Below are 18,177 nucleotides of genomic sequence, written 5' to 3'. Positions count from 1 at the left end.
AAATTTGTTTTTTTTTAAATGGTTTATCAATGATTTTATTTAAACAAAATAATATGAATTATAGAATATATTTAATGGTAGCAACGATGCTTATTTTCGTGGCCTGCAAAAACAATTCCTCTCAAAATAACACTACAGAACATGAACATGTAGCTGGAGTAACACACGATCATGAACAAACAAATGTGCACCAACACAAAGAAGGTGAAGAATGCAATCATGACCAAGCAGAGAAACACACCCATGCAGCTGAAGAAAATCACAAGCATGACCATAAAAGTGAACATCAACATCAAAAGGGTGAAGAATGTAATCATGAACATGCAGAAGAACAAGCCCATCAAGCTATAGAATCGCATCATCATAATCACATTAACGGACATCAGCATGGAGAAAACGGGGAGCATCAAAAACCTCAAAATCAAATTATAGAAAGAAATCCAGAGAAAGTATTAATTCTAAAGCCAGAAGCAGCTCATGATCATGCAGCTGAAACAGCAAATTCTGGTGGACATGCCCATGATGAAGTAAAATATCAAATCACAGCTTATTCTAATGAATTTGAATTATTTGCTGAAACAGACCCTTTTTCCACTGAAGGAAGCTCTTCTATTTTAGCACATTTCACATGGCTCGATGATTTTTCTCCTCTACAAAATGCTCGTATAAAAGCAGAAATAAACACAAATGGACAAATATCTCAGGATATTCAAACCCAAATGTTAAGACCCGGAATATATCGATTCAATATACAAGCAAAAAAAGCTGGAAATGCTATATTAAGCTTCCATATTGAAACCAAAAATGGAGTTTACAGTATGGATATCCCGGAGATAAAAGTATTCGCCGATGCGCATGCTGCCATGCATTGGGATGCTCCAGAAGCGAGTTCAACTAATACAACTGGATTTACTAAAGAACAATCGTGGAAAGTAGTTTTTGAAACCCAAAGAGTAGGAATTCAGCCTTTCGGAAAAACCATAAAAACTACAGCATTAACAAAACCATGTGTGGCTGGCGAAGCCATTATCTCTTCTAAATCAAATGGAATTGTTGATTTGCAATCCAATCATATTACTGAAGGAATGCAAGTGAAGAAAGGTCAAAAGCTTTTCGTCATATCTGGAAGCGATTTAGCCAACGATAATTCCTCCGTTCGCTATGTGGAAGCCAAGAATAACTATGAAAAAGCAGTTTCTAATTTTGAAAGAATAATGGAATTAGAGAAAGATAAGATTGTGACTTCAAAAGAAGTATTGGAAGCCAAAAATGAATTCGAAAACACCAAGGTCATTTTTGATAACCTACAAGCCAACTTTAGCTTGCAAGGCCAAAGCATCACCTCTCCAATCGATGGTTATATCAATAATTTAAGAGTGAGTAATGGTGAATATGTAGAAGCAGGTTATCCTCTATTGGCCATCACAAAAAATCAACGATTGATTTTAAATGCCGATGTACAGCAAAAATATGCTGCTATCCTTCCTCAAATTTATACAGCGAATATTAAAAACATCTATAATAACAATACTTATAGTTTGGAGGAGCTTAATGGACATATATTATCCTATGGAAAAACCACCAACAGCAATAATTACCTCATTCCCATATCTATAGAAATTGACAATACAGATGATTTTGTGGCAGGAGGCTTTGTAGAATTATACCTAAAATATCAGGGTAATGAGTCCTACTTGAACGTTCCTAATTCAGCCTTATTAGAAGAACAAGGAAATTTCTTTGTCTATGTGCAAGTCCATCCGGAGTTATTCGAGAAAAGAGAGGTTTTTATAGGAGCTAGCGATGGCGAAAGAACGGAAATCCTTAAAGGGCTTTCGGCCCATGAAAGAATAGTAAGCAAAGGCGCCATCCTCATTAAATTGGCTCAAGCTACTGGTGGATTAGATGCTCATTCAGGTCACGTACATTAAAATAGAGCCTTATGTTGAATCAATTGATAAAATTCTCGCTGCAGAATAAGTATATTATTCTGTTCAGCTCTGTTTTTCTTCTCATCATTGGAACGCGTACAGCTACCCAAATGGATGTAGATGTATTTCCCGACCTCACTGCACCCACTGTTGTCGTAATGACCGATGCCCATGGAATGGCTTCTGAGGAGGTCGAAAGATTAGTGACCTATCCTATAGAAACAGCAGTAAATGGAGCCACTGATGTCAGACGAGTTCGCTCTGCTTCTTCACAAGGATATTCCTTTGTTTGGGTAGAATTTGATTGGGGTACGGATATTTACAAAGCCCGACAAATCGTTAGCGAAAAGCTCATTACCGTGACTACACAAATGCCGCTGGGCGTTGGACAGCCTATTTTGGCACCACAATCCAGTGTGATGGGTGAGATATTCTTTGTGGGCATGCAGGCAGACAGCACTTCTATGATGGATTTAAGGACCATTGCCGAATGGAATGTAAAACCACTCATTCTAGCTACTGGAGGCGTTTCTCAAGTAACCATTATTGGCGGTGACTTTAAGCAGTATCACGTTCTAGCCAATGCCGACAAATTGAAGTTCTATGGCGTTTCACTTAATGAATTAGCTGAAGTTTGCCAAAGCATTTCTCAAAATTCTACCGGTGGAGTTCTTCGTCAATATGGTAATGAATATGCCATTAGAGGAATTGGAAGAACTTCTGATATTGATGATTTGGCCAATACCTATATCAAATCGGAGAATGGGAAACCCATTAGAATTAGAGATGTTGCAGATGTAGAAATTGCACCTGCTGTAAAAATGGGTTATGCTTCTCGTAATGCCGAACGCGCTATTATCTTGTCCATCTCTAAACAACCCGGAACCAATACCTTAGAAATTACCGAAAGGATTGAGTCCAATCTTGCCGAATTACAAAAATCGATGCCAGCAGATGTGATTTTAGATACTAAAATCTTCCGTCAAGCCGATTTCATAGAAACTTCTGTAAATAATGTTCAACGTGCTTTATTAGAAGGCGGTATATTCGTTATTATCATCCTCTTTGTGTTCTTGGGAAGTTTTAGAACCACATTAATATCTCTATTGGCCATCCCCATTTCATTATTGAGTGCTATATTGGTTATGAAATATTTAGGTTTGAATATCAATACCATGAGTTTAGGGGGAATGGCAATCGCTATTGGTTCTCTGGTGGATGATGCTATTATTGATGTGGAGAATGTTTATAAACGGCTTCGGGAAAACCATCTCAAACCTAAAGAAGAACAAGAATCTTCATTTACAGTGGTTTTTGAAGCTTCCAAAGAAATACGTTCTTCTATCTTTAATGCTACCCTTATTATTATGGTGGCTTTTGTTCCCTTATTCTTTTTAAGTGGAATGGAAGGAAGAATGCTACAACCTCTAGGAATTTCATTTATCATTTCCCTATTTGCCTCTCTTATTGTGGCCATGACTTTAACACCACTACTCTCCAAACTTCTTTTGAGCAATGAAAAATACTTAGACAAGAATAAGAAAGAAAAATGGATCGTTAGAATACTAAGCGAAAGGTATGGAAGTGCTTTAGCTTGGTCGCTCACCCATAAAAAGTGGGTTCTCATACCTACTCTGATTTTATTCATCATATCATTATATGTATTTTCTGGATTGGGAAGAAGTTTTCTTCCGGAGTTTAACGAAGGCTCATTAACCTTATCTGTTGTCAATCAGCCAGGTACTTCTTTAGAGGAGACCCATAAGATTGGTAATCTAGTAGAGACTGAATTATTGGCCATTCCAGAAATATTTAGCACAGCCAGAAGAACAGGTCGAGGAGAGTTGGACGAGCATTCACAATCCACAAACAGTGCTGAAATTGATGTGAATTTTGACTTATTAGAAAGAAGTCAAGAAGAATTTATGGCAGATGTGAGAGAAACACTGGCCCATATCCCAGGCATCGCCTTTACGGTGGGCCAACCACTTGGTCATAGAATAGATCATATGCTTTCCGGCACTAGAGCCAATATTGCCATTAAACTGTTTGGAACCGACTTAAACAAAATGTTCATGATCGGAAACCAGATTAAAGCTTCCATCATTGACATAGAAGGATTAGTGGATGTAAATGTGGATCAACAGATTGAAGTGCCTCAAATTCAGATTAGAGCCCATAGAGAAATGCTGGCTCATTATGGCATTAGTTTGGCTCACTTTAATGAGTTTGTCGACATAGCTTTTAATGGGGAGAAGATGGCGGATATCTATGAAGGACAAATGAGCTTCGATTTGGTTTTAAAACTCAATAAAGATTATAGCCAAAGTATAGATGGAATTAAATCAGCTTTAATAGAAACTTATGATGGTAAAAAAGTTCCTCTGGAGCAGGTTGCAGAAATTTTATCTGTTTCGGGGCCTAGTTCTATTAGCAGAGAGAATGTACAGAGAAAGATAGTAATTTCTGCTAACGTTGCAGAAAGAGATCTTCGTTCTGTGGTAGAAGAAATTCAAAGGAATATTGATAGAGATATCACTTTACCAGAAGCATATAGGTTAGAATATGGTGGTCAGTTTGAAAGTGAAGCCAAAGCTTCTCGTACGCTCCTACTTACTTCTGCCCTCGCCTTGCTGATTATTTTCTTATTGCTATTCCAAGAATTTAAAAACTTCAGATTAGCCGGTATCATCCTCCTCAATTTACCTTTAGCGTTGATCGGTGGAGTATTCTCCATTTATTTTACTTCGGGTATTTTGAGTATTCCAGCCATTATTGGATTTATCACCTTATTTGGAATTGCGACCAGAAATGGAATACTGTTAATTTCCAATTACCAAAAGCTTCAAGCTTCAGGAATGAAAAGATATGAAAGGGTTTTAAAAGGTTCTACCGACCGATTGAATGCCATCTTGATGACTGCATTAACGGCTGCTCTCGCTCTTATTCCTTTGGCTATGAATGGTGATTTATCGGGCAATGAAATTCAGAGCCCTATGGCAAAAGTGATTTTGGGAGGCTTATTAACATCCACCCTATTAAACATCTTTGTGGTACCTATTATTTATAGCAGCTTAAAAGATAAAAGTATCATTAAAAAGGAGAAAATATGAAAAAGATAATCATCAGTTTTATGATGCTCATGTTGGCTTATCCATTATTTGCTCAGGATATAGCTAGGCTTTTGGCAGAAATAGAACAAAATAATACCAAGCTTACTGCACTTAAAAAAGCTAATGAAGCAGAAAGATTAGAAAACAGAACCGGAATCTATTTAGAAAATCCAGAATTTGAATTTCATTACTTATGGGGAAACCCAACGAGCATGGGACAAAGAACAGATATTTCTATCAAGCAATCTTTTGATTTCCCTACCGTGTATGGACATCAAAATAAGATTTCCGATTTGAAGAATGAACAAATAGAACTCAAATATATTAAAGAGCAAAAAGCCATTATTCTTCAAGCTAAGCAAATACTTTTTCAACTGGTTTTTCATAATGCTCAACAAGAACAATTAGCAGAAAGACTAAAGCATGCGCAAAGTATTGCTTCCTCTTATCAAGCTAAATTTAAAGTAGGCGAATGCAATGTGCTTGAGTATAACAAATCACAGTTGAGTTTATTAAACCTTCAAAAAGAATCGGAATCTGTAAAGATTGAAAAAGAAAGCTTATTGGCAGAACTGAGGAGTCTTAATGGAGGAAAAGAAATCGTCTTCGAAAATTCGTCTTACGAGCTGGTGAGTTTACCCTCTGACTTTGAACAATGGTATTTAGTAGCGGAATCTAATAATCCATTGCTGAATTGGTTTAAACAAGAAGTAGAATTGAGTCAAAGACAAGAAAAACTGAGTAAAGCCATGAGCTTACCCAAACTCAATGCAGGTTATATGAGTGAAAAAGCGGGTGGACAACAATTCCAAGGCTTAATTGTGGGGGTATCTATTCCACTGTGGGAAAATAAAAACACGGTAAAATACGCCAAAGCCAATACCGATGCTATGCAAAGCTATGCTGTGGATAATAAAATCGTTTTCTATAATCACCTGATGAGTTTATATGAAAAGGCTAAAAGCTTGCAATTGAATACCGAGGATTATCGTGTTCAATTAAGCAAATATGAGCATTCTCAATTACTAAAGAAAGCTCTAGATAAAGGACAAATCACCCTTATCGATTATATGCTGGAGTTGTCTATTTATTATACCAGTCAGAATAATTTATTAGAAATGGAGAGAGATTTGAACTTGTGTTTAGCTGAGCTTTATCAGTTTATGTAGAATTATCATCCTATAAATCGATAGACATTTGACTAGTCATTTTTAAACAAGAGGCTGTCCAAAAAGGTACTGCATTAGGAATTCAATGACTTTTTTTCCCCGACCCTGAAGGGAGAAGTCATTGAATTTCAGGCTCCATTTAGGGAATAGGGCAATCCTGAAATTCAATCATTAAGGCTTAATATCACTTTTTGGACAGCCCCTTATTGCATAAGCTCATACTGCATTAAAATATTCCTCACGAATCAGTCTAAATCAAATTATTTTAGAATACCTATTTTTCAATCTAATAGTTTTGCTAAACCTTTTCCCTGACTTCCCTTAGCCTCGGTACAATCAAGAAAAATCAAACATATTATTTCTTACTAATTAGCAAGGTATTTTCTAGTCAAGTTTCTAAGATTCTTTTAATTTAGCATTTCGAAAACATCTCTTATGGCAAAAAGAAAGAAAAATAAAGGGAAAGTCATTCAAATGCTGTCCCCTGAAAACTATATTAAGCAAAAAGCTAGAGCATTACCTATTCAAGAATGTTGGATTAATTCTTTGTGGCAAGATGAAGGCCTGGCTCAGACATTAGTTGCACGAATTCATAGCAATGGCCATTTTACGGTCGGTATGTATTTAGTCGATTTAAAATGCTTAGGCATTAAGGATGCTATGTACTTCTTTAATATGGATATTAGAGAATATCAAGAGCTTTTAAATGAGATGAAGGATAATATGCCAATGGAACTTGTTGAATATAAACTAGTTCATAATATTGTATTTGCTGGAGAAGAATATGCTCAAGATCTAGGATTCGAGCCTCATAAAGACTTTAGAATAGCAGAATACATCCTTGAAGAGGACACTGATGATATTGAATTGCTGGACATTGAATGTGGTCGTCACGGGAAACCTTTTTATATCCGTGGACCTTATGAAACTGACCTTCAAGTCCTCCAAATAATAGCTCAATTAACAAAAAGCGTGGGCATTGGAAATTTCGAAATTGCTAATTCTGATTTCAATGACTTAAATCATGACTTCGAAGAGGATTCCGACCTTGATGAGGAAAGAAACCCTTATTCAGAAAAAGACATCAAAGAAAGTAAAACCTTTCAATTTAAAATTCAAATTAAAGGAATAACGAAACCTCCTGTTTGGCGGAGAATTAAGATACCTAGTTATTATACTTTTGAGGATATGCACGATATCATCCAATCTGCTTTTGCTTGGGAATCTTATCATTTATATAGCTTTTCTCCAACTGGTTATGGCTCCTATCCAGTGATACAAGAAATTAAGGAAGGAATTGAAGATTTTAGCTTCTTTGGTTTTGACGATCCAATAGATGCCGAAGAGACTATACTAGCAGAAATCTTTGTAGAGGAAGGGCAAAAATATACCTATATCTACGATTTTGGCGACGACTGGATTCATAAAATCACCCTTGAGAAGATCATAGAAGAAGCCTCAGAAAAACCGGTATGCTTAGCAGGAAAAGGAAAATGTCCTCCGGAAGATTGTGGTGGAATATGGGGCTATGAACAATTGAAAGAAACCCTTAGTGACAAAAGCCATCCTGAATATGAAGAATATAAAGAATGGCTTGGCCTAGAAGACAATGAAGAATGGGATGCCAAAGAGTTTAACTTAAAAGAAGTCCAGGAAGGTTTTGAGGAGCTTTTTTGATAGTGAAAATTTATTGAAATGAAAATTGCAGAGCTAAGAACCATTGTAAAAGGTCACCAAAAAAAAGATTTGGAATTCCTTGTGGCAGAGTTTTACAAACTCATTCCGAAGAATAAAAAAGAGGATAACCAAATAGATGAACTGATTACAAAACCAGTTAAAGATAAAAAAGTATCTCAGGCAAATAAAGTCATCAGAACCATTGAGGAAATATCAGGTGAAGTCAAATTATTTCATAATAATGCCATTAACCAAAACTATCTGTTTCCCAATTCTGATGTTCCTAAAAAGGACCGTTCTAAATGGCGGTTTTTGGTCAAGAAACTAGTAAAAGAAATAAACCTAGCTGCACAAAATGGGAATTCAAGACGTAGATGTGCAGAAGAATTGCAAGTGTTGTATGAAACCCTATGCTATGCTTGTGCCTATGAAACTTTTACAGCCTACGACCCTTTTGAATCTGTTGGCATCAGTCAAATTGAGTTTTTTGATCAAATGATCAAATATCATCGTGACAGTATGGATTATAAGGAATTTATTGACAAGGGAATTAAGCTAATTTTCAATAATGAACTAAACCGCTATACTTTATATAGTGGATTAATGGAAACATTTATTAATTATTGTCAAACACCAAACATGAAAGAAGTAGCCATAGACAGGTCCAATTAAAAATAAAACAATAATTCCGATAAGAATAACACCATATTAATCTTTCATAATAATTGAATTTATTCCCCATAGCACATAAAATCTAAGTCTTCTAAAATTATCTATCTTTTAGAATTAATTGATAGAATTATAATTTAGGAATCACTAAAAGACATCATATTTAAGTGTTTTCAATGGAGATATGTTTAATGCGTTTTATATAATTCGCTCAAAGTTAATTAATTTACCTTTTAATATTCTAACAATCTGTAATAATCTGAGAAAAATATGTCTCATTTACATACAGCATCACTAAATATTCCCAACAAAACCTGCACTACTTACCAACACAAAGCCTATTTGCACTGATATTTTATTAACTTGCATCCTCATAAAATAACGACTCATTTTTAGTATTATTGAAATATTGCATCCCCTATCTCACACTAGTAAGCTTACTATCCTTTTTTTTAAAAGGCTGAAAAGAAAGCTTCAAGAACGAGGCTTGGTTCTTCTGAAAAACAGGGAGTTTACTTTTGTAAATGACTGTTTTCATAAGGACCATAACGAAGTTATTGTAGTTTTTCTTGCAGCCATTATCCTTAAACCAGAAATAACACCCTATCATATATGAATACCACTGTCCACAACAAACTAGTATCTTTTATTTGGTCCATTGCCGACGATTGCCTCAGAGATGTTTATGTAAGAGGAAAATACCGCGATGTAATACTTCCGATGGTTGTACTTCGCCGACTCGATGTACTCCTCGAACCTACCAAAAAAGAGGTGCTAGAGGAAATGCGCTTCCAAAAAGAAGAAGCTGAATTCACCGAATGGGAAGAAACTGGATTGAGAAAAGCATCTAAATATGTGTTTTATAATACCAGCAAATGGACTTTAAAACGACTGAAACAAACAGCCACCAATAGTCAACAACTTTTGCAGGTGAATTTTCAGGAATACCTAAATGGTTTCAGCCCCAATGTGAAGGAGATTATTGAGAAGTTTAAACTGGCCAGCCAAATAAAACACATGGCCGATAAAGATGTGCTTTTAGATGTACTCGAAAAATTTACCTCCCCAAATATCAATCTCACTCCTTTTGAAAAAGAAGATGCCGATGGTAGAAAGCTAGCTCCCTTAACCAATCTGGGTATGGGCTATGTATTTGAAGAACTCATCAGGAAGTTTAACGAGGAGAATAATGAGGAAGCAGGAGAACACTTTACGCCACGCGAAGTGATTGACCTAATGACACATATCATTTTTGAGCCTATTAAAGATGAATTGCCTCCGGTGTTGACCATTTACGACCCTGCCTGCGGTAGTGGTGGAATGCTCACCGAATCGCAGAACTTTATCAAAGACCCTTATGGCATTATTAAAGCCAAAGGCGATGTATACTTATATGGTAAAGAAATCAATGATGAAACTTTTGCCATCTGTAAATCGGATATGATGATTAAGGGCGACGACCCCGAAAATATTAAGCTAGGCTCTACCCTTTCTACCGATGAATTTATGGGTAAATCTTTTGACTTTATGCTTTCGAATCCTCCCTACGGAAAATCTTGGGCCACCGAAGTAAAATATATTAAAGATGGTAAAGACATTATTGACCCACGTTTTGAAATAGAATTACAAAACTATTGGGGAGAAACAGAGTTGGTAGATGCTACGCCTCGCTCCTCCGATGGACAATTGCTATTCTTGATGGAGATGGTGAATAAAATGAAACCACTGAATCAAAGTCCAAAAGGTTCTCGTATTGCTTCGGTACATAATGGCTCCAGTTTATTTACTGGCGATGCTGGCGGTGGAGAAAGCAATATCAGAAGATATCTTATTGAAAACGATTATCTCTCTGCTATTATTCAATTGCCCAATAACCTGTTTTATAATACTGGAATCACCACCTATATTTGGCTCTTGACCAATCATAAGCCCGAAAATAGAAAAGGAAAAGTACAATTGATAGATGCCGGACAAAGCTTTCATAAACTTCGAAAGAATTTGGGTGCCAAAAACTGTGAACTCAGCCCTCAGCATATTAAAGATATTATGAATGCCTACGAAAAGCTGGAAACTCTAGAAAGGAAAGAGCCTAGTGATTTGGCTTCTAAGGTATTCGATAATGCCGACTTTGGTTATTATAAAGCCACCATTGAACGCCCCAAAAGGCTAAAAGCTCAAATTACAGAATACAAAATTAAAGACCTACGCTACGACAAAAGCTTAAAAGAAGCCATGCAATGGGCCTACGAAACCATAGGCGAAGAAGTATATACTGATTTAGACAAACATGAAAAAAGCATTTTAAACTGGTGCGAGCAAAACGATTTCGACCTGAATGCCAAAAAACGAAAAGCCCTCTTGTCTCCTAAAACTTGGGAAAAGCAAAAGCTGATTTTAGATGCCGCTAACTATCTATTAGAAAACATAGGCTCGGATATCTATAATAACTTCAACGATTTTCAGGAATTGGTAGATGCTCAACTTAAAAAGAACAAATCCTTTAAACTATCCTCCTCCGAAAAAAATGCCATTTATAATGCCATTGCTTGGTATGATGAGACTGCTGATAAGGTAATAAAGAAATATCAAAAGCTCAATGCTGATAAACTAAAAGCATTATTAAATAGATTAAGTTGTACTGAAGAGCAATTGCCCGATTATGGTTATTTCCCCAATGCTAAAAAAGGGGAATATATCATATATGAAACCGAAAGCGATTTACGCGATTACGAAAATATTCCTATAAAAGAACAAGTACATACCTACTTTCTAAAAGAAGTTAAACCTCATGTGGCGGAAGCATGGATAGACCTGGAGAAAACCAAAATAGGTTATGAAATCAGTTTTAATAAATACTTCTACCAGCATAAAGCACTGAGGAGTATGGAAGAAGTGAGCGATGAAATTTTAGAATTAGAGAAAGAGAATGAAGGTTTGATTATGGATATATTAAATATTAAAGCCTAATGAGCAGTCCTTATATTCATAATAAACTAAGTTTTTATTGCCAAGCAAAGCCCAAATACACTATCTTTGTGGGTGATAAGACTCACCACGCTTCCCATTCCGATGTAAATCGGAGCAGCGCACCCGGGTGGGTTTTCGATTTTTATGGAAAGCATAGCTCTATGGATTTCCCTCCTCTATCCTTCCCTTTTTATTATTTTCTAAAAGAATTATTAGTCCCCCAAACTGAGGGACAATTACAATTATACCCAATAATAAATCCAGAAACCATTAAATACAACAGTTTTATAATTAGTCAACAGCTTGTTGACCAATCCATAAACCTAGCAAAACCACAAACCCATAAGGAGGCCCTATGCAATTAAAATATAATAAATACCCTACTTATAAGGATTCTGGTGTGGAATGGTTGGGTGAGATTCCGGAACATTGGGAGGCTCGGAGAGTTAAGTCAATTTTTAGATTAGTAATAGAACCTGCAGAAAAAGACAACAATGAAGAATTACTCTCAGTTTATACCGACATTGGTGTCAGACCAAGAAAGGAACTTGCTGAAAGAGGGAATAAAGCTTCAACTACTGATGGTTATTGGAAAGTAAAAAAAGGTGACGTTATAGTTAATAAACTCTTAGCATGGATGGGAGCTATAGGAATTTCAAATTATAATGGAGTAACAAGTCCTGCATATGACATACTTAGGCCAAGGCAAAATATAAATGGTGGTTTTTATCACAATTTATTTAGAACATCAACCTGTATCTCTGAACTCAAGAAACATTCACGAGGAATTATGAATATGCGACTTAGGTTATATTTTGATAAATTTGGTGATGTTGTAGTTCCATTGCCTCCCATTGAGGAACAAAATACTATCGCCCAACACCTAGACCAAAAAACAAAAAAGATAGACCAAGCCATCAGCCAAAAAGAAAAAATGATAGCCTTGCTCAAAGAGCGCAAGCAAATTATGATTCAAGAATTGGTAACCGGTAAAATAGTTTGGGATAAAGAAACAGATAGCTGGATAAAACCTAAACAGACTAAGGATAGTGGTGTGGAATGGATTGGAGAGATTCCAGAGGGTTGGGAGGTGAAGAGGTTGAAGTATTTAATTAAAAACTTAGAAAGTGGAGTTAGTGTAAATGCTTCAGAGACTGAATCAGCAAAGGATGATGAAATAGGTGTATTAAAAACAAGTTCAGTTTACAAGTATTCTTTCGATAAAAATGAAAATAAAAAAGTTTTTAAAAGTGACTTAAAAAGAGTTAAATGTCCTGTAATTAAAGGGCGAATTATTATAAGTCGTATGAATGCACCAGATTTAGTTGGTGCTTCAGGGTACGCCAGAGAGTCGCACACTAATTTGTTTTTACCAGATAGGTTGTGGCAAACGGTGTATCATTCGAATTTAAAATTTGATTCGATTTGGCTCAGTATTGTAATGACAAATGTTTCATTTAGAAAGGTAGTGACATCTTATGCAAATGGCTCAAGTCCAAGCATGAAAAACATTTCTAAACCTGATTTACTAAATATATCAATCCCTTTTCCCAAGTTCAAGGAACAATCAAAACTTGTAGAAGGTATAGAAATTCAATCCACCAAAATAGACCAAACCATAGCTTTACAACAAAAACAGATTGAACGCTTAAAGGAATATAAAATGGTATTGATTGATAGTTTGGTTACTGGGAAGGTTAAAATATAAGAGATATGAGAAATATTATTAAGATTATTTTTAGATATCTATTAAGGCATAGATATTTACATAAGACAATAGGATTCCTTGCTTTCGGTGCTTTAGGCGCTGAATTATTTATTGTAAAACTTCCAGAAGAGCTTGCGCCAAACTATATTGAATTGCAGGAAAAATATGATTATATACCCACTGTTGTTATTGGATATATTATAGAAAAATATGCTTCAGGTTATAATCCAATTGCTATTTCTATATATCTGCTAATTATTTTGATTTGTTTATGGATTGATTATAAATTACATCAAGTAACACAAACGAAAAAATCTATCTGGAATATCTTTATTGGTTTATCACAAAATATAAATCAGAATTATGAATAATAAAGACAAAACAACAAAAAATTACTTTTTTGGTTTATTCCAAAATGTAAAACAAACTTATAATCAGTTTTTTCGTCAGAATTTTGACATAAATGAAGAATATTTTGAAAAAATGCATCAAAAGCATTATACATCTGATTTTAAAGCAAAGTATATACCTGATTTATATGTAGAAACGACTGCTGAAAATGAGATTTTAGAATCTATTTTCATCGAAGATAAAATTAAATCCTACAATAATAGTTTAAGAAATCTAGGTGACTGGTTTAACAATTTTAAAAAAGAATATAAAGAACTCCAGAATGAAGTAGAAAAATTAGGGCTATCTATTAACAAACAATCAAAGATACATAAGCAGCTAGAACTCTTAAAAAGATTAATTGAAAAACAGGGAAACAAAATAGCTGAGAATAAAAGCAATCCAAATGGCTTGATAATAGAAACAATAGATTTTGATCAACGAGGATTGGAGATTCCAAGTCATTATGTAACAGAAAAAAAAGAATATTTAGATAGTACTTTAATAAATAATTATTACGTTGAAGTAGTATTTAGGCGTCTGACAGAAATTATTCAAGAATTAAAAACCCTGAATATATTGACAGAACAATTGAGCCATAGAGTTTTTGTTGTTCATGGGAATGCAGGCCTAGGGAAGTCAAACTTATCTGCTAGATTAGTTGATAGATTAATAGATAAAAAGAATAATATAGTTCTGATTAGGGGAAAAAAATTTAGCGGTGAATCAACAGATTTAAATGAACTATTATTAAAGCTACTTGATATACCTCAAGGCTATAACTTATCAGAGATACTAGAAAAATTAAATTTATATGCTAAAGGAAAGTCAATTAGAATACCGATTGTAATTGATGCTTTAAACGAAACAATTCAATCTAATTTGGGATTTAGTAATATTTGGAACTTCCATCTAAATGATTTAATAGATAACATTGTTAACTATGACAATTTGATACTTGTGTTTACTCTTAGAACTTCTTATTTAGATAGAGTAGAGATCAATTATAGAAGTTGTAAACTTATTGAGCTTAAAGGATTCTATAATGCAAAACTTGAAGAAGCAATAAGTAAATATTTTAATTATTACAATATTATTTATGATTCGGTAAGCCATTCCGATATCTTTTATTTTAGGACTCCCCTATTATTAGATCTATATTGTCAGATGTCAAAATCAGATGGAAACAAACCTGTTAAAGCTAAGTTGGGTCTTTCTGGTTTCAACCAAGTATTTGAAGATTACATAGATAAACTAGTAAAAAAAATAAAAATCGATTGTCAATTATTAACTGTAAACAAAGTATTAGATGGGTTTGAAACCTGCTCGAGTAAATATTTAAACCAATTAGGAGACGCAATAATAATAGAAGAATTTATCAGCAGCTTTGATGAAGATAAAAAAGAATTTAGCCAGAGTGTTGCATTCAAAGTATTGGAAGAATATTTAATTTATAATCAAGATTCAGTTGACAACAGAGATGTTATTATACATACCCAACAAGAAGTTGGCGGATATATGCTTGCAAGATTGTTAATAAAGCAACACAGAACTATAAATAACATTGTAAACAGTGATTTTTTTCAAAAAAATCTTGTTGGTACATTCGATAAACAACACCAATTAAGGGATGATATTTTGAAGTTTATTATTGCAGAATCTATTAAACAAGGAGATTTAATTACAAAATACAAAGAAGCTGATAAATTTAAAGAATTGCTTTTAACAAAGTTTTTAAGAGAACCTAAGAATGCAATTACAAGCGAATACAAATCATCAATTTTAAATAAATATCAATCTAAAAATGAATTATTTACATTATTAAATGAATCAAGTTCATTATTACTTGATACAGAATCTTCTATCAATATCATAAATACAATTGAAGCTATTAGTAAATTAGATTTGTTTAATTTTAACTTAGTTTGGCCACGTTATGTTTTTGAGAATATACATCGCATTTTTGATACTTGTGATTTTATTTCTCTTAAACTTAATGAAGAATCACAGTTAAAACAACTAAATGATTCTCAACAATTAATGTTGAATTATTGTGTATGGCTTTTGGAAACAACAAATAGACAACTTAGAGATAAAGCTACTCAGGTTTTATTAGACTTTTATGCTAATTACCCATTGCTTCTTTTAGAAAGAATTCTTGAATTTTCAAATTTAAAATATTTATATATATATGAGAGATTGTCAGGCATTTTATATGGTATTTGTTTAAGGTTGCAAAACAATAATTACTTTATTGATAATCAATTAGAAGATATTGCAAATACAGTATTTAATCTTCAATTTAGTACACAACCTAAGTCCCCTTCTTATCACTACATTGTCATAGATAATTTCAGGCATATAATTGATTTAGCAATTTATAAAAAGGTTTTTAATATTAAATTAGAAAAAACAAGCTTAAAAGAGAAGTTTCATTTTAATGCTAAGAATTTGAAATGGAATAATGCAACTCAGGATGATATTAATTTGGTAGCTCCAGGTGTAGTAAATTGGCATACCTCTTCTCCTGACCCTTTAGGGAATGATTTCATAACATATACAATAAATAGGTTAAGTCAGGAGCATGAAGGTAGTCAAGAGCATATAAATAATACAACTGAAATTTATAAAAGAATTATAGATTCTGGCTTTATTCCAAGAGATAAATTCAAAACAGATAATCACCAAGAGAAGGATTTTTTAAGTGGATATGATAGACCAAATTCTTTTGGAAAAACAGATCGTTTAGGTAAGAAATATTCTTGGAATGCATTTTTTGAATTTGCAGGGAAGTTATTAATAGAAAATAGACTTCAAGTTTATTTCGAAAAAGACAGTTATCATTCAGAGCATTATGAACGCTTATCTGATGTTGAAATAGAAGTCTCTTTTCCAAAAAAGGAGAATATTTATTTAGAAAAACCTTTGTTCAATGAAAACCTAATTGAGCATAAATCGAACAAACCCGAGTGGACTAATATCCAAAAACAAGAATCAATAATGCAAATTTGGGAACAGCAATTCAATAACAGAGATTTCACATTATTAAATGGTTTACTTATTAACAAACCTGATACGAGTTATAATGCTGAATCATTTTTACTTATTGATTCTGTTTTTGTTAAAAGGAATAACCTCGATTTTACTAAATTACCTGAGGAAAACCTAAGTTGGGATGAAGAATTATTTGTTAATCCAACAACAATATCAAAAGTATATTTTGGTGAACTATATTGGGCAGATACAATTCCTGATGAATATTATTCAAAAGAATCAATAAAAATAAACAAGATAATTGAACCAACTATTTCCATAAAAAACCTTTTAAGTAATAAAAGAGGATTTGAAGGTAGAAAAACGGTAACAGAATTTAAAGAAATTGAATTTACACCATCAGTTATTGATATTTTATGGGAATCAAATTCTGAAGTATTTCCTAATATCAATTGTCAAGTACCTAACCCAAACATTGGTAAATATTTGAATCTATCTCCAGATACTGAAAATTTCTGTTTAATAGATACAGATGGTGAATTAGCTTATAAAATGACAAAGTTTCAATCAGGAAAATTAAATGATCAAAAGTTAAACTATCTTCGTACAGACTTACTAAAGAAATATTTAGACGATAATGATTTAACAATACTATACCAGGTTAAACAACATTCCTTTGACAGAATGGCTGGAGATGGTTCTGGTGATTTCCGCGGTTTGAGATTTTTCCATAAAGAAGTTAATTAAAACATCATGAAGAATCATTTTTATAATTTTGAAGAAAACGAAGGTTTTAAGGTGATTATATGGCGGCCTTCTGCTATTGATGACAATATAAATATAGAGCAAATTGCGGGGCAAGATACAGGGCAAGATACGGGGCATGATGCAGGGCAAGTTAACAAACACAAAACCAAATACATCGCATTAGAAGAACTGTCTCACAGGGTAGTATGGGTTTTGAAGAAAGAAATGAGCAGAGATGAATTGATGCATGAATTAGGACTTTCTGGGAGAAATAATTTCACAAATATTTACCTAAAACCTGCACTGGAAAACAAATGGATAGAGATGACTTTACCCAATAAGCCTACCAGCAGAAACCAAAAGTATCGTTTGACCAGAAAAGGAAAAAAACTAAAAAAAGATTTAAACGCATGAGTCCAAGCCAAACCAACGAGCAAGCCCTAGAAGCTGCCATAGAAAAATCCTTATGTGGGTTTTCCAAAGAAGAAAGTAAAGACCATCCTCAAATATGGCAAGAGGAAGCAGGAAGCTATCAAGCGACCAGTAAATTCATCATGGGCCAAGCTAATGATTTTAATGCCAAATATGCCATTGATGAAAATCGCTTTTGGCATTTTCTGGAAAACAGCCAAAAAGAAGAACTGGAAAAGCTCAAACGCTCCTCCGATTGGAAATTAAAGATATTAGTGGATAGGCTGACTCATGTTGTGCCACCTATACCGATGTAACTGTGCCACTCAAACCGGAGCAAGTTGTGCCACTCATACCGGAGCAAGTTGTGCCACTCGTACCGGAGCAAGTTGTGCCACTCA

The 18,177-nt window shown here is 34.0% G+C and carries 12 protein-coding genes; all 12 read left to right on the top strand.

Annotated features, from left to right (window positions below; genetic code table 11):
- The first annotated feature begins 53 nt into the window (after nt 1–53).
- Nucleotides 54–1,931 carry an efflux RND transporter periplasmic adaptor subunit gene (locus HNS40_RS15890; protein WP_172282618.1) on the top strand — a complete coding sequence of 626 codons (1,878 nt, stop codon included), beginning with the start codon at nt 54–56 and terminating at the stop codon, nt 1,929–1,931.
- An 11-nt stretch (nt 1,932–1,942) separates the two neighbouring features.
- On the top strand, nt 1,943–5,044 hold the full coding sequence (locus HNS40_RS15885) for an efflux RND transporter permease subunit (protein WP_172282615.1): 3,102 nt from the start codon (nt 1,943–1,945) through the stop codon (nt 5,042–5,044).
- Complete coding sequence (locus HNS40_RS15880; RefSeq protein ID WP_172282613.1) at nt 5,041–6,213, top strand: TolC family protein; 1,173 nt, start codon at nt 5,041–5,043, stop codon at nt 6,211–6,213. Before HNS40_RS15885 ends, HNS40_RS15880 begins: the two co-directional genes overlap by 4 nt.
- A gap of 435 nt (nt 6,214–6,648) precedes the next feature.
- Nucleotides 6,649–7,890, top strand: coding sequence for a plasmid pRiA4b ORF-3 family protein (locus tag HNS40_RS15875; protein WP_253916391.1), 1,242 nt, complete (start codon nt 6,649–6,651; stop codon nt 7,888–7,890).
- A gap of 18 nt (nt 7,891–7,908) precedes the next feature.
- Nucleotides 7,909–8,562 carry a hypothetical protein gene (locus HNS40_RS15870; RefSeq protein ID WP_172282611.1) on the top strand — a complete coding sequence of 218 codons (654 nt, stop codon included), beginning with the start codon at nt 7,909–7,911 and terminating at the stop codon, nt 8,560–8,562.
- A gap of 609 nt (nt 8,563–9,171) precedes the next feature.
- Nucleotides 9,172–11,526, top strand: coding sequence for a class I SAM-dependent DNA methyltransferase (locus HNS40_RS15865; RefSeq protein WP_172282609.1), 2,355 nt, complete (start codon nt 9,172–9,174; stop codon nt 11,524–11,526).
- Nucleotides 11,526–11,891, top strand: coding sequence for a hypothetical protein (locus HNS40_RS15860; RefSeq protein ID WP_172282607.1), 366 nt, complete (start codon nt 11,526–11,528; stop codon nt 11,889–11,891). The genes HNS40_RS15865 and HNS40_RS15860 overlap by 1 nt, the downstream gene beginning before the upstream one ends.
- Nucleotides 11,882–13,234, top strand: a complete 1,353-nt coding sequence (locus tag HNS40_RS15855) for a restriction endonuclease subunit S (protein WP_172282605.1) — start codon at nt 11,882–11,884, stop codon at nt 13,232–13,234. The genes HNS40_RS15860 and HNS40_RS15855 overlap by 10 nt, the downstream gene beginning before the upstream one ends.
- Nucleotides 13,235–13,239: 5 nt before the next feature.
- On the top strand, nt 13,240–13,605 hold the full coding sequence (locus HNS40_RS15850) for a hypothetical protein (RefSeq protein WP_172282603.1): 366 nt from the start codon (nt 13,240–13,242) through the stop codon (nt 13,603–13,605).
- Nucleotides 13,598–17,365, top strand: coding sequence for a hypothetical protein (locus HNS40_RS15845; RefSeq protein WP_172282601.1), 3,768 nt, complete (start codon nt 13,598–13,600; stop codon nt 17,363–17,365). Before HNS40_RS15850 ends, HNS40_RS15845 begins: the two co-directional genes overlap by 8 nt.
- Before the next feature lie 6 nt (nt 17,366–17,371).
- The gene (locus tag HNS40_RS15840) at nt 17,372–17,779 is read left to right on the top strand and encodes a Fic family protein (RefSeq protein ID WP_172282599.1); all 408 of its coding nucleotides are present in this window, start codon (nt 17,372–17,374) and stop codon (nt 17,777–17,779) included.
- Nucleotides 17,776–18,093 (top strand): hypothetical protein, encoded by a 318-nt coding sequence (locus HNS40_RS15835; RefSeq protein WP_172282597.1) that lies wholly within the window; start codon nt 17,776–17,778, stop codon nt 18,091–18,093. Before HNS40_RS15840 ends, HNS40_RS15835 begins: the two co-directional genes overlap by 4 nt.
- The last annotated feature ends 84 nt before the right edge of the window (nt 18,094–18,177 follow it).

It is taken from the genome of Lentimicrobium sp. S6 (genome assembly GCF_013166635.1).
GTDB lineage: Bacteria > Bacteroidota > Bacteroidia > Bacteroidales > UBA12170 > UBA12170.
The sequence above is the reverse complement of the archived record's forward strand: the minus strand, read 5'-3'. Positions and strand labels throughout refer to the sequence as shown.